22 protein-coding genes are annotated in these 21,724 nt (G+C 65.4%); 8 read left to right on the top strand and 14 right to left on the bottom strand.

Annotated elements, in window-relative coordinates:
* Nucleotides 1-6: 6 nt before the first annotated feature.
* The gene (locus A6A04_RS03690; RefSeq protein ID WP_245651066.1) at nucleotides 7-1,278 is read left to right on the top strand and encodes a sensor domain-containing protein; all 1,272 of its coding nucleotides are present in this window, start codon (nucleotides 7-9) and stop codon (nucleotides 1,276-1,278) included.
* Between the two features lie 17 nt (nucleotides 1,279-1,295).
* Here A6A04_RS03690 and A6A04_RS03685 read toward each other — a convergent pair whose 3' ends face one another.
* Nucleotides 1,296-1,622: a DUF1476 domain-containing protein gene (locus A6A04_RS03685; protein ID WP_068490024.1), complete on the bottom strand. Its 327-nt coding sequence runs from the start codon at nucleotides 1,620-1,622 to the stop codon at nucleotides 1,296-1,298.
* Between the two features lie 92 nt (nucleotides 1,623-1,714).
* Between A6A04_RS03685 and A6A04_RS03680 the strand changes: the two genes are divergently transcribed.
* The 4 genes from A6A04_RS03680 to A6A04_RS22645 all read left to right on the top strand — a co-directional run bounded on the left by A6A04_RS03680 (nucleotide 1,715) and on the right by A6A04_RS22645 (nucleotide 4,322).
* Nucleotides 1,715-2,503, top strand: a complete 789-nt coding sequence (locus A6A04_RS03680; RefSeq protein ID WP_068490022.1) for an NRDE family protein — start codon at nucleotides 1,715-1,717, stop codon at nucleotides 2,501-2,503.
* 133 nt (nucleotides 2,504-2,636) lie between these two features.
* The gene (gene purC / locus A6A04_RS03675; RefSeq protein WP_068490021.1) at nucleotides 2,637-3,401 is read left to right on the top strand and encodes a phosphoribosylaminoimidazolesuccinocarboxamide synthase; all 765 of its coding nucleotides are present in this window, start codon (nucleotides 2,637-2,639) and stop codon (nucleotides 3,399-3,401) included.
* Between the two features lie 60 nt (nucleotides 3,402-3,461).
* Nucleotides 3,462-3,704, top strand: a complete 243-nt coding sequence (gene purS / locus A6A04_RS03670; RefSeq protein ID WP_068490019.1) for a phosphoribosylformylglycinamidine synthase subunit PurS — start codon at nucleotides 3,462-3,464, stop codon at nucleotides 3,702-3,704.
* A gap of 12 nt (nucleotides 3,705-3,716) precedes the next feature.
* On the top strand, nucleotides 3,717-4,322 hold the full coding sequence (locus tag A6A04_RS22645; protein ID WP_068490017.1) for a hypothetical protein: 606 nt from the start codon (nucleotides 3,717-3,719) through the stop codon (nucleotides 4,320-4,322).
* Between the two features lie 117 nt (nucleotides 4,323-4,439).
* Here A6A04_RS22645 and pyk read toward each other — a convergent pair whose 3' ends face one another.
* Together pyk and A6A04_RS03655 are read right to left on the bottom strand one after the other, a co-directional pair.
* Entirely contained in the window at nucleotides 4,440-5,909 is a 1,470-nt protein-coding gene (pyk, locus tag A6A04_RS03660; protein WP_068490015.1) for a pyruvate kinase, read from the bottom strand.
* A gap of 73 nt (nucleotides 5,910-5,982) precedes the next feature.
* Nucleotides 5,983-6,711, bottom strand: coding sequence for a FadR/GntR family transcriptional regulator (locus A6A04_RS03655; protein ID WP_068490014.1), 729 nt, complete (start codon nucleotides 6,709-6,711; stop codon nucleotides 5,983-5,985).
* A 178-nt stretch (nucleotides 6,712-6,889) separates the two neighbouring features.
* Here A6A04_RS03655 and A6A04_RS03650 point away from each other — a divergent pair, with 178 nt between their 5' ends.
* The 3 genes from A6A04_RS03650 to A6A04_RS03640 all read left to right on the top strand — a co-directional run bounded on the left by A6A04_RS03650 (nucleotide 6,890) and on the right by A6A04_RS03640 (nucleotide 10,563).
* Nucleotides 6,890-8,044: an ABC transporter substrate-binding protein gene (locus A6A04_RS03650; RefSeq protein WP_068490011.1), complete on the top strand. Its 1,155-nt coding sequence runs from the start codon at nucleotides 6,890-6,892 to the stop codon at nucleotides 8,042-8,044.
* A 63-nt stretch (nucleotides 8,045-8,107) separates the two neighbouring features.
* Nucleotides 8,108-9,610 carry an AMP-binding protein gene (locus A6A04_RS03645; RefSeq protein ID WP_068490008.1) on the top strand — a complete coding sequence of 501 codons (1,503 nt, stop codon included), beginning with the start codon at nucleotides 8,108-8,110 and terminating at the stop codon, nucleotides 9,608-9,610.
* A gap of 2 nt (nucleotides 9,611-9,612) precedes the next feature.
* The gene (locus A6A04_RS03640; RefSeq protein WP_068490006.1) at nucleotides 9,613-10,563 is read left to right on the top strand and encodes an NADP-dependent oxidoreductase; all 951 of its coding nucleotides are present in this window, start codon (nucleotides 9,613-9,615) and stop codon (nucleotides 10,561-10,563) included.
* 6 nt (nucleotides 10,564-10,569) lie between these two features.
* Here A6A04_RS03640 and A6A04_RS03635 read toward each other — a convergent pair whose 3' ends face one another.
* The 11 genes from A6A04_RS03635 to nuoI form a co-directional block, all read right to left on the bottom strand.
* Nucleotides 10,570-11,520, bottom strand: a complete 951-nt coding sequence (locus A6A04_RS03635; protein ID WP_068490005.1) for a class I SAM-dependent DNA methyltransferase — start codon at nucleotides 11,518-11,520, stop codon at nucleotides 10,570-10,572.
* 5 nt (nucleotides 11,521-11,525) lie between these two features.
* Nucleotides 11,526-11,930 (bottom strand): bacteriohemerythrin, encoded by a 405-nt coding sequence (locus A6A04_RS03630; RefSeq protein WP_068490003.1) that lies wholly within the window; start codon nucleotides 11,928-11,930, stop codon nucleotides 11,526-11,528.
* Between the two features lie 200 nt (nucleotides 11,931-12,130).
* Entirely contained in the window at nucleotides 12,131-13,795 is a 1,665-nt protein-coding gene (locus tag A6A04_RS03625) for a ribonuclease J (protein WP_068490000.1), read from the bottom strand.
* The gene (locus A6A04_RS03620) at nucleotides 13,792-14,574 is read right to left on the bottom strand and encodes a type III pantothenate kinase (protein WP_068489998.1); all 783 of its coding nucleotides are present in this window, start codon (nucleotides 14,572-14,574) and stop codon (nucleotides 13,792-13,794) included. The genes A6A04_RS03625 and A6A04_RS03620 overlap by 4 nt, the downstream gene beginning before the upstream one ends.
* Nucleotides 14,575-14,583: 9 nt before the next feature.
* On the bottom strand, nucleotides 14,584-15,357 hold the full coding sequence (locus tag A6A04_RS03615) for a biotin--[acetyl-CoA-carboxylase] ligase (RefSeq protein WP_156612455.1): 774 nt from the start codon (nucleotides 15,355-15,357) through the stop codon (nucleotides 14,584-14,586).
* A complete protein-coding gene (gene nuoN, locus A6A04_RS03610) occupies nucleotides 15,354-16,817 on the bottom strand; it encodes an NADH-quinone oxidoreductase subunit NuoN (RefSeq protein ID WP_082914664.1) in 1,464 nt (487 codons plus the stop codon). Before nuoN ends, A6A04_RS03615 begins: the two co-directional genes overlap by 4 nt.
* A 13-nt stretch (nucleotides 16,818-16,830) precedes the next feature.
* On the bottom strand, nucleotides 16,831-18,345 hold the full coding sequence (locus A6A04_RS03605; protein ID WP_068489996.1) for an NADH-quinone oxidoreductase subunit M: 1,515 nt from the start codon (nucleotides 18,343-18,345) through the stop codon (nucleotides 16,831-16,833).
* An 18-nt stretch (nucleotides 18,346-18,363) separates the two neighbouring features.
* Entirely contained in the window at nucleotides 18,364-20,292 is a 1,929-nt protein-coding gene (gene nuoL / locus A6A04_RS03600) for an NADH-quinone oxidoreductase subunit L (RefSeq protein WP_068489994.1), read from the bottom strand.
* Nucleotides 20,293-20,297: 5 nt separating this feature from the next.
* Nucleotides 20,298-20,609 (bottom strand): NADH-quinone oxidoreductase subunit NuoK, encoded by a 312-nt coding sequence (gene nuoK, locus A6A04_RS03595; protein ID WP_068489993.1) that lies wholly within the window; start codon nucleotides 20,607-20,609, stop codon nucleotides 20,298-20,300.
* Nucleotides 20,609-21,217 carry an NADH-quinone oxidoreductase subunit J gene (locus tag A6A04_RS03590; protein WP_068489991.1) on the bottom strand — a complete coding sequence of 203 codons (609 nt, stop codon included), beginning with the start codon at nucleotides 21,215-21,217 and terminating at the stop codon, nucleotides 20,609-20,611. Before A6A04_RS03590 ends, nuoK begins: the two co-directional genes overlap by 1 nt.
* A 13-nt stretch (nucleotides 21,218-21,230) precedes the next feature.
* On the bottom strand, nucleotides 21,231-21,719 hold the full coding sequence (gene nuoI, locus A6A04_RS03585; RefSeq protein ID WP_068489989.1) for an NADH-quinone oxidoreductase subunit NuoI: 489 nt from the start codon (nucleotides 21,717-21,719) through the stop codon (nucleotides 21,231-21,233).
* Nucleotides 21,720-21,724 lie beyond the last annotated feature (5 nt).

Here is a 21,724-nt window from a genome sequence, read left to right as displayed (position 1 = left end):
GTCGTATTGGATCACGAGCTGTTGGAGCTTGTGTCGTCGCTGGTCTGTATCCTGCGCAATGGCGATGTGACCTTCCTCAATCAGGCCGGGGCGAAAGTGCTGGGACTGAACAGCCCCGACGACGCCATCGGCACCGCCTTCGTCGACTATGTGGAGGCCGATTACCGCTTCCTGGTGGAAGCCGGCTGGGACCTGCTGGCTGAAGAGGATTTCCTTCCGCTGAAGCTGCACCGGACCGATGAATTCTTGTTCGAGGCGGAAATCCGCGTGCGCCGCGTGCCCTCGCCCAACGAGATGTTCCTGGTGGAAGCCCGCGATATCTCCAAATTCGTCAAATCGGCCGAGGCCCTGCGCGAGCGCGAGGAACGGCTGCAAGGCATCCTGGCTTCGGTGGCCGAGGGCATCATCACTGTCAACGAGCAGGGCCAGATCGAATCCGCCAACCCGGCGGTGGACCGCATGTTCGGCTATGGCCCGGGCAAGCTGATCCGCCAGAATCTCGGCGTGCTGATGGGCGATGCCCTGCGCGACCATCATGCGGATATGTTCAAGGCCTATCTGGGTGGTGGCGGCAAATTTATGGGCCGCTCGGTGGAAAGCCTGGGGCGCCGCGCCGATGGCAGCCTGTTTCCGCTGGAAATTTCCGTCAGCGAATTACGCCACGGCAAGAACCGCCTGTTCACCGGCATCCTGCGCGATATCTCCGAGCGCAAGGAGAACGAGGAGCGCATCAAGCGCCTTGCCCACCACGACAGCCTGACAGGCCTGCCCAACCGCAACCTGCTCAATGACCGCATCAGCCACGCCCTGGCCCGCGTCCGCCGCCATGGTGGCCGCATGGCGGTCCTTTATGTCGATCTGGACAAGTTCAAGCCGATCAACGACACATTGGGGCACGAGGCGGGAGACGCCGTGCTGCGCGAAGTGGCGCAGCGCCTGTCGACATGCATCCGCAGTTCCGACACGGTGTCGCGGGTGGGCGGTGACGAATTCGTGGTGGTGGTCGAGGAAATCGCACGGCCCGGCGAGGCCGCCATGGTGGCGCGCAAGATCATCGCCTCGCTGACCCGGCCGGTACTGTACCTGGAGCATGCCTGTCAGATCGGCGCCAGTATCGGCATCGCCATCTTCCCCGATGACGGTATCTCCATGGAGGAAGTCTGCAAGGCCGCCGACGTGGCCATGTACCGGGTCAAGCATTCCGGCCGCAATGCCTTCTGCTTCTACTCGGACTCGACCCCCCAGGACGAGATCGACTACGACGGCCTGACGCCGTAGTCATACGTCCCGCCCCCTTAGCGGCTCATCTCCGTAAGGATCTGTTCGCGGGCCAGAACCAGCAACACCGCCATCTGGTGGCGGACCTCGCCTTCGCTCACCGCCACGCCCCCGGCGGCAAGGTCGTCGAGCACCTTGTGCCCGGCATCATGGTCGGGGGCGCTGAACTCGGCATCCACCACGCTCAGGGCGTAGGCCTTGGCGGCATCATCGGCCAGGCCAAGCTTCTCGGCGGCCCACAGCCCCAACAACTTGTCGCGCCGGATGGTCGCCTTGAATTCCATTTCCTGGTCCAGATGGAACTTGGCCTCGAAGGCTTTCTCGCGATCGTCAAAAGCAGTCATGGGACGGGACTTTCTCCAGCTTCCGGGCCTTCGCGGCCTTCTGACGCCCGTGTTATAAACGCCCGGAGGATTCCGGAAAATGGAAATTTCGCATGTGCACGCTGGTCCTGCTGCGCCGACCCGGTGAAACCTGGCCCCTGGTCATCGCCGCCAATCGCGACGAAATGGCAGGGCGCCCATCCCGCCCGCCCGGCCGGTGGTGGGAGGACCGCCCCGAAGTGGTGGCGGGGCTCGACGAACTGGCGGGCGGGTCCTGGCTGGGCCTGAACCACACCGGCGTGGTTGCCGCCATTCTCAACCGCATGGGAACCCTGGGACCGGAGGCCGGCAAGCGCTCGCGCGGCGAGTTGGTGCTGGAAGCCCTGGACCATGCCGACGCCATGGATGCCGCCGAGGCCCTGTCCGGCTTGCGCGCCCAGTCCTACCGCCCGTTCAACATGGTGGTCGCCGACAACCGCGACGCCTTCTGGCTGCGCGCCGATGGACGGACGGTCACCCGCCATGCCATCGCCCCCGGCCTGCACATGCTGAGCGCGCTGGAACTGGACGACCACGCCAGCCCCCGCATCCACGCCTATTGGGACCGCTTCATGGCCCTTCCCCCCCCCAAACCTGATTGCAGCGATCCCCTGGGCGGCGACTGGGGCGGCTGGCCGGGGCTGATGGCCGATACCGGCGCCCCCATCGCCACCCAGGCCGGCGGCGAGGCCGAGGAGCCGCCCGCCATGTGCTTCTTGCGGCCCAATGGCTTTGGCACCGTCTCCAGTTCGCTGATCGCCCTGCCCGCCCCGGCCGCCCCTCCGCTGCCGCCGGTCTGGCGCTTCGCCGCCGGACGGCCCGACCGCACCGCCTATGAACCGGTTCTCCTGGCCGAATCGTGACGAATCCGAGACGCGCGTTGTCTCACTCCGGCATCCCTGCTATATCAAACCCGGATCGTCGACGCGCGAGCTGATCGCCGCAGCGTCCCAGGTCCCCGTGCGCCGCGTGCGCCCAATAATCCGGAAGTTTCCCATGGCCAGACGCAGACAGATTTACGAAGGCAAGGCCAAGGTGCTGTTCGAGGGCCCCGAGCCCGGCACCCTGGTCCAGTACTTCAAGGACGACGCCACCGCCTTCAATAACAAGAAGAAGGGCACCATCACCGGCAAGGGGGTGCTGAACAACCGCATCTCCGAATATCTGATGCTGCGCCTGGGCGAGATCGGCGTTCCCACCCATTTCGTGCGTCGCCTCAATATGCGCGAGCAGCTGGTGCGCGAAGTCGAGATCGTGCCGCTGGAAGTGGTGATCCGCAATGTCGCCGCCGGTTCGCTGTCCCAGCGTTTCGGCCTGTCCGAAGGCACGCCGCTGCCGCGCTGCATCGTCGAATACTATTTCAAGTCCGATGCCCTGGGCGATCCCATGGTCTCTGAAGAGCACATCACCGCCTTCGGCTGGGCCACCACCCAGGACCTGGACGAAATGATGTCGCTGGCGCTGCGCATCAACGATTTCCTGACCGGCCTGTTCCTGGGCGTCGGCATCCGTCTGGTGGACTTCAAGATCGAGTTCGGCCGCCTGTACAACGGCGACGACATGCAGATCGTGCTGGCCGACGAGATCAGCCCCGATTCCTGTCGCCTGTGGGACATGAAGACCGGCGACAAGATGGATAAGGACCGCTTCCGCCGCGATCTCGGCGGTGTCGAAGAGGCCTATCAGGAAGTGGCCCGTCGTCTCGGCATCCTGCCCGAGGGCGGCCCCCGCGATCTCAAGGGTCCGGCCACCATGCAGTAAGAAGGGGGCGCCCATGGTGGCGCCTCCGCTTTTCCCCTTTCAGCGAGCGGATACAATCCCGTGAAAGCCAAAGTCCACATCACCCTCAAGAACGGTGTCCTCGATCCCCAGGGCAAGGCGGTGCAGCACGCGCTGGGCTCGCTGGGCTATGCGGGCATCAACGACGTGCGCCAGGGCAAATATATCGAGCTGGAGCTGGCCGAGACCGACCCGGCCAAGGCCAAGGCGGCGGTCGAGCAGATGTGCCGGGGCCTGCTGGCCAATACGGTGATCGAGAACTACACCATTGATCTGGCGGACTGAGGAATTTCGGGCATGCGGCTCGGCATCCTGCTGCTGACCGGACTCCTGGCCGTGACGGTCCGTCCGGCCCTGGCCGAGGATGTCGCCCTTCCGCCTCCGGCCGCGGAGGGTGATCTTCTCGACGACGTGGTCGATGGCGTCGGCAGCATCCTGAAGGTGCTGGTGGGCCCGCCCATTTCCAGCCCGTCGCCCTATCTCAATCTGCCGGGGTCATATCCTCCCCCCGAACCGGCAGCCAAACCCGAGCCGGAAAAGCCCGCCGTGGCGGCCCCGGTCGTGGTCCCGGCGACCGTCCCGCCCCCAGCGGCGGCGGAGGAACCCCAGCCCCCCGCTCCGGCGGTGGCGCAGCCTGCTCCGGTCCAGACGGCTCCGTCGTCGCCGGTCATTCCGGCCGCTGTCGTGCCGCCCCCCGCCAAGCCAAAGCCTCCCGCGGCCAAGCCGGTTGAAACCGCGTCGCCGCCGCGCCCGGCGATGGTGACTGCGGCCCCGCCGCCGGTCATCGCCCCGCCGCCGGTCATCGCCCCGGCGGTGACCGCCCCGTCCGATCCCGGCTGCGTCACCCGCGTCGCCGCCACCGCCACGGTCGAGCAGGCCGCCAGACTGCGGCGCTGCAAATAGCGCGTCGAGCCCGCCGCGCCTTATACCGGCCGACATATGAATGACCTGTCATCCCGACGCCCAGGGGCGGAGATCCCTCCGCCCCTGGGCGTCGGGATGACAGGACGAGTCGGATCACTATTCCTGGTGATGCCGGTAGGGACCGTGATGGGCGTTGGGGTCCTCGATCTCGGCCACGCGGAGCACATTGGTGGTGCCCGAGAAGCCGAAGGGCACGCCCGCGGTGATCACCACCCGGTCGCCGATGGTGGCGAAGCCCTCGCTCTGGGCGAAATGCACCGCCTTCTGCACCATCTCGGTGAAGCTGCGCACATCCTTGGCCATGATGGAATGGGCGCCCCAGACCAGGGCCATCTGGCGCGCCACCTCCACATCGGCGGTGACCGACAGGATGGGCTGCTCGGGCCGCTCGCGGGCGGCGCGGAGCGTAGTGGAGCCCGACGAGGTGAAGGTGACGATGGCGGCGGCGCCCAGGGTATGGGCCACCTGCCGCGCGGCGGCGCTGATGGCGTCGCGGGTGGTATGCTCGGGCTCCAGGCGCGAGGCCTCGGTGATCACCCGGTAATGCTCGTCCTGTTCCACCTGATTGATGATGCGGTCCATCATGGCCACTGCTTCCTGGGGATACTCGCCCGAGGCGGTTTCCGCCGACAGCATCACCGCGTCGGCGCCGTCATAGACGGCGGTGGCCACATCCGAGGCCTCGGCACGGGTAGGGGTCGGCGAATGAACCATGGAATCCAGCATCTGGGTCGCCACCACCACCGGCTTGCCCGCCAGACGGCAGGCCCGGACGATGCGCTTTTGCAGGATCGGCACCATCTCGGTGGGACATTCGACACCCAGGTCGCCGCGCGCCACCATGATGGCGTCCGACAGTTCGACGATCTCGGTCAGGTGGTCGATGGCCGAGGGCTTTTCCAGCTTGGACAGGATGCGCACCCGTGAGCCCACATGGGAGGCGACCAGGCGGCGGGCCTCGGCCACGTCGGACGGGCGCTGCACGAAGCTGAGGGCAATCCAGTCGGCCCCCATCTCCACGGCGAATTCCAGGTCGCGAAGGTCCTTCTCGGTCAGCGGCGAAATGGGCAGCATCACGCCGGGGACGTTGACGCCCTTGTGGTTGGACACCTCGCCACCCACCAGCACCCGAGTTTCGGCGAAGTCGGCACCGTGCTTTTCCACCCGCAGCCGTACCCGGCCATCGTCGATCAGCAGCTCGGAACCGGTGATCAGGGCGGCGAAGACCTCGGGATGCAGCAGCGGCGCCCGCCGCGCGCTGCCCAGGGTCTCGTCCATGTCGAGGCGGAAGACGTCGCCGGTCTCGACCCGGACCTTGTCGCCCACGAAATCTCCCACCCGCAGCTTGGGGCCTTGCAGATCGGCCAGCACGGCGATGGGACGGTGGACCTTCTTTTCCAACTCGCGGATGGCGTCCAGGCGGGCCTTGTGGTCCTCATGGGTGCCGTGGCTGAAATTCAGCCGGAACACATCGGCCCCGGCGATGAACAGTGTCTCGATCGCCTCGGCGGTCGAGGTGGCCGGGCCAAGCGTGGCGATGATCTTGGCGTTCCTGGTTCTCTTCATCGCAAGCAAGTCCTTAGAATGTGGTGCGGGCGCACCATAGCAGACCGGCACCGCTGGTCATACCTTGGGGATGTTACGAATTCTTGCGACCGCCCTGCTCGGCGTAGCGCTTCAGCACCCAGCCCAGATGATCGCGCATGGCGTCCTGGGCGCGGGCGGCATCGCGGGCGCGGATGCCGTCGAAAATGGCCTGGTGCTGCGCCAGGATGCGACGGTCATCCTCGGGCGTCGGGAACAGCTCGTAGCGGTGATAATCCACCATCTCGCTCAGGATGCCCCGGATCATGGCGACGAAGTGGAGATAGATGCCGCTGCGCGAGGCCTTGGCGACGGCCAGATGGAAGCGGACGTCGTTCTCGCTCTTGTGCTTGCCCGCCACGATATCCGCCTCGGTGGCGGCCATGATGGCCTCCAGTTCGGCTAGATCGGCGTCGTCACGCTTGAGCGCGGCACGCCCCACCGCCCAGACCTCGAGGATGGAGCGGATTTCCGCCAGATCCACCAGATTTTCGCAATTGACCCGCACCAGTTCCAGCATACCGGGATCCATGGCCGCCTTGGAGGCGATCACCCTGGTGCCGCCGCCCTGGACCGCGTCCAGCAATCCCTGGGTCTTCAGCCCCTGCAGCGCCGCGCGAACCGAGACCCGGCTGACTCCCATGTCCTCGGCCAATTGGCGTTCGCCGGGCAAACGATGCCCCGGCCCCCACTCCCCCGAGGCGATTCGGGCGAGAATGCGATCAGCAACACGCTCGGATACGAGCCCGGTTGCCTTGCCGCTGTTCTTGGATGGTCTGATCATGTCCAGGCGCCGTCGATATTCGCCATTTCGTAATGGTGCGCCCGACCGGCCATCCCGTCAAGCGGGCCTTGGAGGCACCGAGAAGAGGCTTTGGCTTTCCAGCAATTCGGTACTACAATGCCGACATGGAGTGCTGCCGTCTAGAAGCAGCCCCGGAATCACACTGTGGAGGTGTTCAATGAGCTGGAAACGTGCAGCCGGGATTGGCCTGGCGGTTGTCATGGGTCTGTCTGGCGCCAGTGGCGCCAATGCCGCCGACGATATCAAGATCGGCATGTTCCTGTCCGTGACGGGTCAGATGTCGCCCATGGGCGACCCCCAGAAGCGGACCTTCGATTACATGATCGACAAGATCAACGCCCAGGGCGGTGTCCTGGGGCGCAAGCTCCAGGCCATCATCTATGACGATGGCTCGGAGCCGGAAAAGGCCACCACCTTCGTCAAGCGCCTGATCGAGAACGACAAGGTCGACCTGATCATCGGCGGATCGGGCACGCCCACCAGCATGGCGGTGCTGCAACTGATGGAACGCGCCGAGATGCCCTATATGTCGCTGGGCGGCGGCACCGCCATCGGCGACCCGGTGCGCAAGTGGACCTTCAAGCTGCCGCAGTCCGATCGGTTGGCCGCCGAGAAGGTGCTGACGGACCTGAAGAAGCGCGGCCTGACCAAGATCGCCCTGCTGTCCGAGAATGTGGGCTTCGGCAAGTCCGGCCATGACCAGACCTTGAAGCTGGCCCCCAATTTCGGCATCGAGATCCTGGTGGACGAGGTCTATTCCCCCAAGGACCCCGACGTCACGCCGCAGCTGACCAAGATTCGCGGCACCGCTGGCGTCCAGGCGCTGTTCATCTTCGGCACAGGCACCGGCCCCGCCGTGGTCACCAAGAACATCAAGCAGATGGGGCTGAACCTGCCGACCTACCAGTCGCACGGCGTGGCCTCGAAGGAATTCCTGCGCTTGGTCGGCACCGCCGCCGACGGCACCCGCCTGCCCGCCGGTGCCCAGGCGGTGGCGGAACAACTGCCCGCCAGTGATCGCCAGAAGAAGATCGTGATGGAATTCAAGAAGGAATACGAGGAGCGCAACAAGCCCCTCGAAGTGGGCCCCCTGCCGGGCCACGGTCTCGACGGCCTGATGATCGCCGTCGACGCCATCAAGCGCGCCGGCACCACCGACAAGGCCAAGGTCCGCGACGCCATCGAGCAGACCAAGGACTTCGTCGCCACCGGCGGCATCTTCACCTATTCGCCCACCGACCATATGGGTCTGGGTCTCGAATCCTTCAAAATGGTCGAGATCAAGAACGGCGATTGGGTCATCGTCGAATAGAACCGAAAACCGAGGCCGTTTCTGCGAGGGACGGCCTCATTTTTCCTTTCCGATGGTGATGGCATGAACGCAGCCGACGATATTCTCGGACCCAGCATTGCTGCGGGCCGTGGCGACAGCCTTGCCCTGATCTGCGGCGAGCGCAGCCTTTCCTATACCGAGTTGGACCGGCTGGCCTGCCGCTTCGGCAATGCCATGCTGAACGCCGGAGCCCAGCGCGGCCAGCCCATCTTGTTGCTGCTGGACGACGGGCCGGAGCTGGTGGCCGCCTATCTCGGCGCCATGAAGGCCGGTCTGGCCGCCGTGGCGCTCAACACCCGCATGGCGGTCAAGGACCTGGCCCATGCCATGGGCGACAGCGGCGCGCCGCTGCTGCTGGTGGAAGACGATCTGGCCGAACTGGCGGCAGAGGCTGCCAGCCAGACCCATACCAGCCCCCGCCGGATCGCCAGTGGCGGTTTCGACGACTTCCTGGCCGGAGCGTCCGAACGCTTGGTCTCCGCCGATATGGATGCCGAGGATACCGCGCTGTGGATGTACACCTCGGGCACCACCGGCCAGCCCAAAGGCGCCGTGCATGTCCATGGTTCCATCGCCCTGGGTGAGCGCCATGTCCGCGAGAATCTGGGGGTCGAGCCCGGTGATCGCATGTTCTCGACCTCGAAGCTGTTCTTCGCCTATCCCCTGGGCCATTGCCTGATCGGCGGCTTGCGCTGTGGCGCCACCCTGGTGCTGCACCGGGGCTGGCCCGATGCCGCCGCCGCCGCCGAGGTCATCGCCCGGACCCGGCCCAAGGTGGTGCTGTCGGTTCCGTCGCTCTATCGCTTGATGCTCAAGGACGGGGTGGCCACCTCTGATGCCTTCCGGGGGGTCAAGACCTGGGTGTCGGCGGGCGAGAATCTTCCCGCCGAGCTGTGTCGCCGCTGGATGGAGGAAACCGGCGGCCTGATGCTGGAAGGCATCGGCGCCACCGAGGCGCTGTTCCTGTTCATCGCCAGCACGCCCCAGGCCATGAAGCCCGGCGCCTGCGGCCGCCCCCTGCCCTGGGCCGAGGCCCAACTGCGCTCCGCCGATGGGGAGCCCATCACCACCCCCGACACCGCCGGAGACCTGTGGGTGCGCATGGACTCGCTGTTCCGGCGCTACCACAATCGCCCCGACGTGACCCAGCGGGTGCTGCGTGACGGCTGGTGGAAGACCGGCGACGTCTTCGCCTTCGATACCGAGGGCTGGTGGACGCCCCAGGGCCGCTCCGACGACATGATCAAGGTCTCGGGACAGTGGGTCAGCCCATCAGAGGTCGAAGAGGCCGCCTTAGGCGTGCCCGGCGTCGCCGACGCCGTCGCCGTGGGCATTCCCAACGAGGACGGGCTGGTGCGCCTCGTGCTCTATGCCGTGGCCGAGCCCGGCGAGCATCCCCCCATCCTGGAGACCCGTATCGTCGAGACCTTGAGGGGCAAGCTGGCCATCTTCAAATGTCCCCGCACCGTGCGCTTCCTTGATACCATCCCCCGCACCGCCACCGGCAAGGTGCAGCGGTTCAAGCTGCGGGAAGGAGGGATATAGCCATGAAGGCCTGGGTGCTGGATGCGTTCGGCCCGCCCGATTCCCTGGTCTGGCGCGACATCGAGACTCCTAGGCCCGCCCCCGGCGAGGTGCTGATCCGCGTCCGCGCCGCCGGGGTCAATCCGGTGGACTGGAAGATCGCAGAAGGCGGCCTCGCCCGCCTGTTCCCCTGCAAGTTCCCCCTGATCCCCGGCTGGGATGCGGCGGGAACCGTCGCCGCCCTGGGCGAGGGGGTGGAGGGCTTCGCCATCGGCGAGAAAGTCTGGTCGTTCTGCCGCAAACCGGACATCCAGTGGGGCACCTACGCCGAATACGTCGCCATGGATGCCGCCGCCGTAGCCCCCATGCCCGCCAGTGCCGATTTCGCCCAGGCCAGCGCCATTCCGCTGGCGGGACTGACCGCCTGGCAGTCGCTGTTCGACGTGGCCCATATCCGCCCCGGCCAGACCGTGCTGATCCATGCCGGAGCCGGGGGCGTCGGCAGTCTGGCGGTCCCCCTGGCCCACTGGGCGGGGGCGCGGGTGATCGCCACGGCGCGGGCCGCCAATCATGACTATGTGCGAGGATTGGGCGCCGACCTCGTCATCGACTACACCGCCGAGGATTTCGCCCGGGCGGTGCGGCGGGCGGCACCCGATGGCGTCGACGTCGCCTTCGGCACCGTCGGCGGCGAGGTGCTGGCCCGGTCCTACGAAACGGTGAAGCCCGGCGGCATCCTGGTCTCCATCACCGACAAGACCGACAAGGACTTGGCCGAACGCCTGGGCATCCGGGTCAAATACGTCTTCGTCAAGCCGGACGGGGCGCAACTGCGCCGCCTGGCCGGACTGATGGACCAGGGCATCCTGCCCGCCCCCGAGATGGTGGAGATGCCCATGGCCCAGGCCGCCGAGGCCTTGGCCCACAGCCGCACCGGCCATGTGCGCGGCAAGATCGCCCTGATGGTGGCGTGAGCCGTCTCAAGCCTTGCGGAACAGCCAGTAAACGCAGGGAAGGCCGAATGTCAGGCCCCACTCACAGGCCGATTCCTCCAATCCCTGTTCCGTCATGACGGCGCGAACCAGATCAGGCGCCCGGCAATAGCGCAGATTGCCGCTGATGGTGGCCATGGTTCCGCAGGGAGCCGGATAGTCGGTGAAGGCGAACCATCCCCCCGGGCGGAGCGCCTTGGCGACCTCCGCCGCCACCGGCACCAGATCCCTGAAATAGTACAGCGAGCCATGGGAGACCACCAAGTCCACCGTCAGGTTGGGCAGGACTTCGACCATGTCGCCACAGATGACCTGATCGTAGTGGCCGCTGGCCTCGGCCATGGCCGACATATGCGCGGACAGGTCACTGCCGATCAGGCGCCCGGAGCGTTGCCGCAGCCAGGGTCCCGCCATCCCCGATCCGCAAGGAACATCCACCGCCACCGCCACCGGCTGGCCCGGCAGGCTCCGATCGAGAAACGCGGTGAAGAAATCCACCGATGCGGTGTGCAAAATGTTCTGGTCATACACTTCCGCGGTATTACCATACTCCTTGGCCACATCGGTCTTGGCGAGAGGGGCGGGAAGATCGGCGGTCAGAAAGGAGCCGAACACCGCAAGCGCCTCGCGATGGCGCCCTTGGCTGGCGGTGATCACCGCCAGAATCGAACCGATGGCGTAGAGTTCCGCCGGGCATTCGAACAAGGCAGGCAAAATGACGGCGGCATTGTCCAGATTGCCGAACCCGGTGGATTGGAGCCATTGCTCGAACATTCCAGCCTGGGTGTCCCCCACGGCCCGAGAGATCAACTTCAGGGCGGCGATTTGCGCGAGGACCAGACCTGGATCGTCCCTGATCACCGCCAAGGCCGCCACAAAAGCGCCGACTTGGTCCCCGGCGTTGTGGCGCCGGTAAACCTCGTCCATCGGGTCGTCCATGCCCCTTATTCCCCCTTGAGGCAGTCCTTGTAGAGCATGTCCTCCCCCAGGATATGCTCCAGCAGCCAGGACTTGAGGAAGCCGGTCATTTCCTCCGTCAAATGCGCGGGCTGATCACCGCTGAGATAGCGGTTGCGAAAATCCAGCACCGAGGCCTTGAGACGGATATGGTCGGCCTGCTGCTTTTCCAGGCGCGGATAATTGCGCGACTTCAACGCCATTTCCTCGGCGGCGAAATGGGTGTCGGCATAGGCCACCAATTCGTCGAACAGCCACCCCAACTCATCGATGTCCTCGCCGCCATGCCAAGCGTCATAGAGGCGGTTCAGCAGCGACAGCAGTTTCTTATGGTCGGCATCCATTCGCTCCGACCCGACGCTGAAGGACGAATCCCACTCGATCAAGGACATTTGGTCACACGCTCGAAAGAAGCCTTGGATTTACAGTCGTGTTCGTCTGAGTTTTGTCGAATCTGTCTCTCTTCTCCGTCACCCTCGGCCACCGGATCAAGTCCGGGTGTGACCAGAGGGACCATGGATGGCCGGGTCGAGCCCGGCCATGACGCGGTGAGAGTGCTTCCACATAAACCAGATGAACTCTAATCGAGATTTCAGACCCGCACCAGATGGACATCGGTGATGGGTTTCTTGCCATGGCTTTCCTTCAGGCTGCGCCGCACCGCCAGACGCGCCGCCTCGCGGACGATGCCGTCGTCGCGCCTCGCCTTGGTGGGCAGGTCCTCGACGGCCTCGCGCACCGCCTCCACCACCGCGTCATGCTCCTCGGCCTCGTGGGCGGCGTCCAGCAGGCCCAGCGCCGTCAACTGCGGATCGCCCAGCAGCTTGCCGTCCTTGCCGATCACCACCGTCACCACCGCCGAGCCGTTATAGACCATGCGCCGCCGGTTGCGCAGGACCTCGGAATCCAGCCGCACCAGACGCGGACCGTCGACGCACAGCTTGCCGGTGGGGACATGGTCCACCACCTCCACCGGGCCGGGGGCCAGCCGCAGCATGGCGCCGTTGGAAATCTCCACCGCTTCGGGCACGCCACAGGCCCGCGCCAACCGGGCATGCTCCTGTAGATGTCGGGCCTCGCCATGCACCGGCACCGCCAGGCTGGGCCGCAGCAACCGGTAAAGCTCCTCCATCTCCTCGCGGGCGGGATGGCCCGAGACATGGACGAATTCATCCTTCTCGGTCACGACCTCGATGCCGAGGCGGACGAGGTCGTTTTGCAGCCGGAAGATTTCCTTCTCGTTGCCGGGAATGATCCTCGACGAGAAGATCACCACGTCGCCCTTGCCCAGCCTGACATGGGGATGGTCGCCCGACGCGATGCGGGCCAGCGCCGCCCGGGGCTCGCCCTGGCTGCCGGTGCAGATATAGAGCACCTTGTCCTGGGGCAGGTAGCCGGCATCATGCTCGGTCAGGAAGGGCGGCAGATCGGTGAAATAGCCGTTCTCCCGCGCCGCCTTGTCGATGCGCCACAGCGAACGCCCCACCAGGGCGACGCTGCGCTCGTTGGCCTCGGCGGCGATGGCGATGCTTTCCAGCCGCGCCACATTGGTGGCGAAGCACGACACCGCGATACGCCCGTCGAAGCGGCCCAGCAGGGCGATCAGATTGCCGCGGACCTCGGATTCCGAGCCGGAATGGCCCTTGGTGAAGACATTGGTGGAATCGCCGATCACCGCCAGCACCCCGGCCTTTCCCGCCCGGCGCAGCGCCTCCTTGTCGGCCACCGGCCCCAGCAGCGGGTCGGGATCGAACTTCCAGTCGCCGGTATGGACCACCGTCCCCGCCGGGGTGCGGATGGCCAGGGTATTCGGTTCGGGAATGGAATGGGTCATGGAGATCATTTCGATCTCGAACGGACCCACCCGGAATGTGGAGCCGGGAACAACTACATTGAGAGGCACCTGGGACTGTAGCCCGGCTTCGTGCAGCTTGCCCTTGAGGATCGAGGCGGAAAAACCGGTGGCCCAGACCGGGCAACGCAGACGCTTCCACAGATGCCCCACCGCGCCCAGGTGATCCTCGTGGCCATGGGTCAGCACCAGCCCCACCAGCTTGTCGGCCCGCTCCTCGATCCAGGCGGGGTCGGCCATGACCACGTCGACCATGGGCATGGACTCGTCACCGAACGAGACGCCGCAATCCACCATCAGCCACTTGCCGCCATAGCCGTACAGCGCCAGGTTCATGCCGATCTCGCCAACCCCGCCCAGGGGCAGGAAATACAGCTCGGCTCCCGTCTCCGCTGTCGGGCTCATGCCAGGGCCTGGGGACGGTTACGGCGGTGGATGGCCAGCAGGCCGCGCAAAGTCAGGTCGGCGTCCAGGGCGTTGATCACCTTGGTGGCGTCGGCGAAGAGCGGCGCCAGCCCCCCGGTGGCCACCACCAGCATATCCGAGCCGAATTCCTCCTTGATGCGTCCCACCAATCCCTCGATCAGGCCGACATAGCCCCAGAAAATGCCCGACTGCATGGCGGGAACGGTGGCACGGCCGATCACCTGCTTCGGCCGCCCGATGGCGACGCGGGGCAGCTTGGCCGCCGCCGCGTGCAGCGCCTCCAGCGACAGGTTGATGCCGGGCGAAATGGCGCCGCCGCAGTAATTGCCGTCGCCATCCACCACGTCGAAGGTGGTGGCGGTGCCAAAATCGATGACGATCAGCGGCCCCTTGTAGCACAGATGGGCGGCCACGGCGTTGACCAGGCGGTCGGCGCCCACTTCCTCGGGCCGGTCGAGCAGGATGGACAGGCCGAGATCGACGCCCTCGTCGCCCACCACCAGCGGCTCGCAGCGGAAGTAACGGCGGCACAGGGTTTTCAGTCCGAACACCATGGCCGGAACCACGCTGGCGATGATGGCCGAGGTGATATCGAGGCGATTCAACCCCTCGATGCTCAGCAGCTGGGTCAGCCACACCCCCAGCTCGTCGGCGGTGCGCTCGGAATCGGTGGAGGCCCGCCATTCACCCTTCAAGGTGTCGCCGTCATAGACCGCGAAGACGATATTGGTGTTGCCCGAATCGATGGCCAGCAGCATGGATTCCTCCTACCCCGGAAAGAACACGTCGCCGGCCATGATCCGACGGGTGCCATCATTGCCCTGGTCCAGGATCAGGGCGCCATCCTCGTCCAGACCGGTGAAGAGACCGGTCAAGGTTTCCTTGTCCAACCGCACCACCGCCGGCTCGCCCAATCCCCGGGCGCGCGCCAGCCAACCGGGATGGATGGCGGCGAAGCCCTCGGCCCGCCAGGCGGACAGCCAGGGACCGAACCGCTCGCAAAATGCCGCCAGCACGCCATCGGCATCACCGTTCCAGCCCAGATCGGCCAGGGAGACCGCCGCGAACAAGGCCTCGCCCGGCGGCGGCGCCTCGACCACGTCCACGCCCAGCCCCAGCACAAGCCAGTCGTTGCCCTCGGTCTCCAGCAGCATACCCGCGACTTTCCGGTATGGCGCGGCAGGTCCGGCGCTGCCGCCGGGGGTGGCCAGGACGTCGTTGGGCCATTTGCAGCGAAAATCGGCCCCGGGCAGCAGCTCGGCAAGGGCCTCGGCCAGGGCCAGGGCGGCGACGAATCCGATCTGGGCCGATGCCGCCAAGTCCCGGCTGCGCCGGATCAAGACCGACATATGGAGATTGCCGGGCGGACTCTGCCAGACCCGACCGCGACGGCCGCGCCCGGCGGTCTGGCACTTGGCCGTCACCACAAGAAGATCGGCGGCGGCGCCGTCAAGCGCCAGCCGCCTTGCTTCGTCATTGGTGCTGCCGACGCTGTCCAGCCGCATCAGGCTGAACGGCGCGGGCAGGATGCCGCTGGTCATCCGGCGGCGGGGAACAGGACCGCGGCCGCCGCCTTGGCACCGGTCACCAGCGGCGCCGGAACGAAGGTGAAGGCCAGCACCACCAGGGTGGACACCGCCATGACCAGGGCGATGGATCGGCCGACCGGACGGTCGAGCGGCTCGGAGCACTCATCGAAATAGATGATCTTGATGATGCGCAGATAGTAGAAGGCGCTCACCACCGACGACAGCACACCCAGCACCGACAAGGTGTAGAGATGCGCCTCGATGGCCGCCATGAAGACGTAGAACTTGCCCCAGAACCCGGCCAGCGGCGGCACGCCCGCCATGGAGAACATCAGCACCGCCATGATGAAGGCCATGGCCGGGTTGGTCTTGGACAGACCGCCCAGATCGTTGATGTCTTCCACCAGACGGCCCTTCTGGCGCATGGACAGGATCACCGCGAAGGCGCCCAGATTCATGAACAGATAGATGGCCAGATAGATCAGCACACCCTGGATGCCCAACTCGCCCCCGGCGGCCACACCCACCAGGATGAAGCCCACATGGCCGATGGAGGAATAGGCCATCAGACGCTTGATATTGGTCTGGACCACGGCACCGAAGGCGCCGACGAACATGGAACCGATGGCGATGAAGGTCACAACTTGGCGCCACTGGTCGGCCAGATCGCCGAACGGCCCGGTCAGGACACGCACGAACAGGCAGACCGCCGCGATCTTGGGGGCCACCGCGAAGAACGAGGTCACCGGCGTGGGCGCGCCTTCATAGACGTCGGGCGCCCACATATGGAAAGGCACCGCCGACAGCTTGAAGGACAGGCCCGCCACCACGAAGACCAGACCGGCGATGATGCCCAGGCCCGGCTTGACCGCGTGGCCATGGCCACCGGCGAAGACGTTGTGCAGCCCGTCGAAGTTGGTGGTCCCCGCGAAGCCGTAGAGCAGCGAGACGCCATACAGCAGCAGGCCCGAGGCCAGGGCGCCGAGCACGAAATACTTGAGGCCCGCCTCGGTGGACTTGAGCGAGTCGCGCTGATAGGCGGCGAGGATGTAGAGCGACAGGCTCTGCAGTTCCAGGCCGAGATACAGCGACATGAAGTCGTTGGCCGAAACCATCATCATCATGCCCAGGGTCGCCAGCAGCACCAGCACCGGATACTCGAAGCGGGACACCCGCTCCTTCTCCAAGTATTGCAGCGACATGGCCACCGAGAAGGCCGAGGCCAGCAAGATCAGCGCCTTGGCGAAGCCCGAGAAGCGATCGGCCACGAACAGACCGTTGAAGGCCAGATGGCGTTCGCCGCCCAGCGACGACACCAGCATCATGGTGGCGCCCAGGACCAGGATCACCAGCACGGAAATCGGCCTGGTGTTGTCCTCCTTGCGGAAGACGCCCAGCATCAGCAGCGCCAGGGCGGCCACCGCCATGAAGATTTCCGGCAGGACCGGGACGAGGTCGAGAGTCTTGATCACGTCAGTGCCTCCCTCAACGCGCCGCGACCGACAGGCCCTCGTGGGCGGCCCGCGCGAGCTCGTAATTGTCGATCAGCTTAGCCACGGAGGCATGCATGGGGTCGATGAAGGTGTTGGGTTGCACGCCCATCCAGATCACCACCAGGATAAGCGGCACGAATACCGCGATCTCGCGCATGTCGAGGTCGAGGATCGTCTTCAGGTCGTCCCGGGTCAGGCGGCCGAACACCACCCGACGGTAGAGCACCAGCATATAGGCGGCACCCAGCACCAGACCAGTGGCGGCGAAGAAGGCCACCCAGCTGCTGACCTGGAAGGCGCCCAGCAGCACCAGGAACTCGCCGACGAAGCCCGAAGTGCCGGGCAGGCCGACCGAGGCCATGGTGAACAGCATGAACACGGCGGCGTATTTCGGCATGCGGGTGGCGAGACCGCCGTAGCGGTTGATCTCGCGGGTGTGCATGCGGTCATAGACCACGCCGACGCACAGGAACAGCGCGCCCGAGACCACGCCGTGGGACAGCATCTGGTAGATGGCGCCCTCGACGCCCTGCACCGTCATGGAGAAGATGCCGATGGTCACGTAGCCCATATGGGCCACCGAGCTATAGGCGATCAGCTTCTTCATGTCCTCTTGCACCAGCGCCACCAGCGAGGTGTAGATCACCGCCACGATGGACAGGGTGTAGATCAGCGGCGTGAAGTAGACCGAGGCGTCCGGCAGCATGGGCACCGAGAAGCGGATGAAGCCGTAGGCGCCCATCTTCAGCAGCACGCCCGCCAGGATCACCGAACCGGCGGTGGGCGCTTCCACGTGGGCGTCGGGCAGCCAGGTGTGCACCGGCCACATGGGCACCTTCACCGCGAAGGAGGCGAAGAAGGCCAGCCACAGCCACTGCTGCATGGCGAAGGGGAAGGAATGGGCCATCAGCGACGGGATGTCGGTGGTGTGGGCCTCGAAATACATCACCAGCATGGCCAGCAGCATCAGCACCGACCCGGCCAGGGTGTAGAGGAAGAACTTGAAGGCGGCATAGACGCGCCGCGCTCCGCCCCAGACGCCGATGATGATGAACATCGGGATCAGGACGGCTTCGAAGAAGATGTAGAACAGCACCAGATCGAGGGCGCAGAACATGCCCACCATCATGGTTTCCAGGATCAGGAAGGCGACCATGTATTCCTTGACCCGCACCGTCACGCCGCCGAAGGATGACAGGATGCACAAGGGCGTCAGGAAGGTGGACAGGATCACGAACCACATGGAAATGCCATCGACGCCCATGGAATAGGCGATGGTGGTTCCGGGGAACCACAGGGCGGTTTCCTTGAACTGGAAGTCCGGCGAGGCGCCGTTGAACTTCACCGCGATGAACAGCGAGATGATGAAGGTCGCGATGGAGGTCAGCAACGCCACCGCACGGGCGTTTCTCGCCACCACCTCGGTCTCGCCGCGGATGGTAAGGATGAACAACGCGCCAAGCAAAGGCAGGAACGTCGTCAGCGAGAGAAGGGGCCAGTCGTTCATTTGACGTCTTCCTCGTCGTCAGCGCGCGTTGAAAACATACCAGGTGACGAACACCGCCACGCCGATCAGCATCGCGTAGGCATAGTGGTAGAGGTAGCCGCTTTGCATGCGACCCACCTTCCTCGCCACCGCCAACGTTCCGGCGGCCACCCCGTCGGGGCCGACGCCGTCGATCAGGGCGCCGTCGCCCCCCTGCCACAAGCCCTTGCCCAGCTTGAAGGCGGGCTTGACGAAGATCTTGTCGTAGAGCTCGTCGAAGTACCACTTGTTCAGCAGGAACAGGTAGATGGGCTGGAAAGCCTTGGCCAGCGCGCCCGGGATGCCGGGAGCGAAGGAGTAGAGCAGATAGGCCAGGGCGATGCCCGACACCGCCACCACCGTCGGTAGCAGCGCCGCCCAGGACGGCACATGATGCGCGTTTTCCAGGGAGGGATGGGCGGCGGTGACCAGAATGGACTTGCCCCAGAACTCGGCGTTGTGGTGGCCGACGAACAGGTCATAGCCCAGCCAACCGGCGAACACGGCGCCCAACGCCAGGAACAGCAGCGGGATCAGCATCACCGCCGGGCTCTCATGCACATGGGCCATCACATGCTCGTCGGCGCGGGGACGGCCGTGGAAGGTGAGCAGCAGCAGGCGCCACGAGTAGAAGGCGGTCAGGAAGGCGGCGGTGCAACCCAGCCAATAGGCGCCCTGACCGGCGATGCTGTGCGATGCCCAGGCGGCTTCCAGGATCGTGTCCTTGGAATAGTAGCCCGCGAAGACCGGGATACCGGCCAGGGCCAGAGAGCCGATCCACATCAGCACCCAGGTCACCTTGACGTGCTTCCAGATGCCGCCCATGCGGCGGATGTCTTGCTCGTCGCTCATGGCGTGGATCACCGAACCGGCGCCCAGGAACAGCAAGGCCTTGAAGAAGGCGTGGGTCATCAGGTGGAAAATGGCGGCCTGATAGGCCGACACGCCGATGGCGAAGAACATGTAGCCCAGCTGCGAGCAGGTGGAATACGCGATCACCCGCTTGATGTCGTTCTGGACGCAGCCCACCGTCGCCGCGAAGATGGCGGTGGCGGCGCCGACCACGGTGACCACGGTCAGGGCGGTGTCGGAGAATTCGAACAGCGGGCTCATGCGGGCCACCATGAACACACCGGCGGTCACCATGGTGGCGGCGTGGATCAGGGCGGAAACCGGCGTCGGACCTTCCATGGCGTCGGGCAGCCAGGTGTGCAGGCCCAGCTGGGCCGACTTGCCCATGGCACCCACGAACAGCAGCAGGCAGCAGATGGTGATGGCGTGCCACTCGACCCCGAAGAAGGTCACGGTGGCGGCGGCCTTGTCCGGCGCGGCGGCGAAGATGGCGTCGAAGCCGACGGTGCCGAACATGAAGTAGACGCCGAAGATGCCGAGCGCGAAGCCGAAGTCGCCGACGCGGTTGACCACGAAGGCCTTGATGGCGGCGGCCGAGGCCGAGGGCTTCTCGTACCAGAAGCCGATCAGCAGGTAGGAGGCGACACCGACGCCTTCCCAGCCGAAGAACATCTGCACCAGATTGTCCGAGGTCACCAGCATCAGCATGGCGAAGGTGAACAGCGACAGATAGCTCTGGAAGCGGGCGATGGAGGTGTCATGGCTCATATAGCCGACGGAGTAGACATGCACCGCCGCCGAGACCCAGGTCACCACGATCAGCATGACGGCGGTCAGGGTGTCGACCTTCAGGGTCCAGGCCACGTTGAAGGTGCCCGACGTGATCCAGTCGGCGATGACCACGGTCTGGGGCTGGTGGCCCAGCGCCACGGTCTGGAAGATCAGGCCCGCCAGCACGGCCGAGATCAGCAGCAGGCCGCAGGTCAGGATCTGCGCGCCCCGGTCGCCGATGAAGCGGCCCAGCAGGCCAGCGACGGCGGCACCCAGCAGCGGAAGGAATACGGTTGCAGTGATCATCCCGCTTACCCCTTGAGCTGGCTGATTTCTTCCACCGCGATTGAACCGCGGTTACGGAAGAAGACGACGACGATGGCGAGGCCGATGGCGGCTTCCGCCGCGGCCACGGTCAGGATGAACATGGCGAAAACCTGGCCCACCAGATCGTTCAGGTAGGAGGAGAACGCCACGAAGTTGATATTGACCGCCAGCAGCATCAGCTCGATCGACATCATGATGATGATGACGTTCTTGCGATTGAGGAAGATGCCCATCACACCCAGCGTGAACAGGACGGCGGCCACCGACAGATAGTGGGCGAGACCGATCTCGAACATCAGATGCCCCTCCCAGTCTGCACCTTGCGCAGCTCGACCGAACTGGTCGAGCGGTTCACCTGGTCGGCGACGACCTGCTTGCGCACGCCGGTGCGCTTGCGGTGGGTCAGCAAGATGGTGCCGATCATGGCGACCAGCAGCACCAGACCCGATGCCTGGAACAGGTAGACGTAATTGGTATAGATGATCTTGCCCAGCGCCACGGTGTTGCTGGCCTGGTCCAGGGTCGGCGTCGGCGCCTTGATCAGGGCGTCGATATCGGGCGCGAAGGCCCAGCCACCGAACATGGCCAGCAGTTCCACCAGCAGCACCACGCCGATCAGGGCGCCGGTGGGCAGGTATTGCAGGAAGCCTTCCCGAAGTTCGACCATGTTGATGTCGAGCATCATCACGACGAACAGGAACAGCACCGCCACAGCGCCCACATAGACGATCACCAGCACCATGGCGAGGAACTCGGCTCCCAACAGCAGGAACAGGCCCGCCGCGTTGAAGAAGGCGAGAATCAGCCAGAGCACCGAATGCACCGGATTGCGCGACGAGATGACCATCACGCCCGAGGCGATGGCGATACTCGCGAACATGTAGAAGATCAGAGCCGTGAACATGCCTTTTCCCCTGTCACCGGTACGGCGCGTCGGCGGCGAGCCGGTAGGCCAGTTCGACCTCCCAGCGGTCGCCGTTGGCGAGAAGCTTCGCCTTGTTGTACATGAGCTCGGCCCGGGTCTCGGTGGCGTACTCGAAGTTGGGGCCCTCGACGATGGCATCCACCGGGCAGGCTTCCTGGCAGAAGCCGCAATAGATGCACTTGGTCATGTCGAGATCGTAGCGGCGCGCCCGACGCGACCCATCGGCGCGGGGCTCGGGCTCGATGGTGATGGCCTGGGCCGGGCAGATGGCCTCGCACAGCTTGCAGGCGATGCAGCGTTCCTCGCCATTGGCGTAACGGCGCAAAGCGTGCTCGCCGCGGAAGCGCGGGCTCAGCGGGCCTTTCTCATAGGGATAGTTGATGGTGACCTTGGGCTTGAAGAAATAGCGCAACGTCACCGCCAAGCCCTGGAAAAGCTCGACCATCAGGAATGCGCGGGCGGTGCGGTCAAGGAACGACATCGTTT

The sequence above is a fragment of the Paramagnetospirillum marisnigri genome, assembly GCF_001650715.1.
Classification (GTDB): Bacteria; Pseudomonadota; Alphaproteobacteria; order Rhodospirillales; family Magnetospirillaceae; genus Phaeospirillum; species Phaeospirillum marisnigri.
The sequence above is the reverse complement of the archived record's forward strand: the minus strand, read 5'-3'. Positions and strand labels throughout refer to the sequence as shown.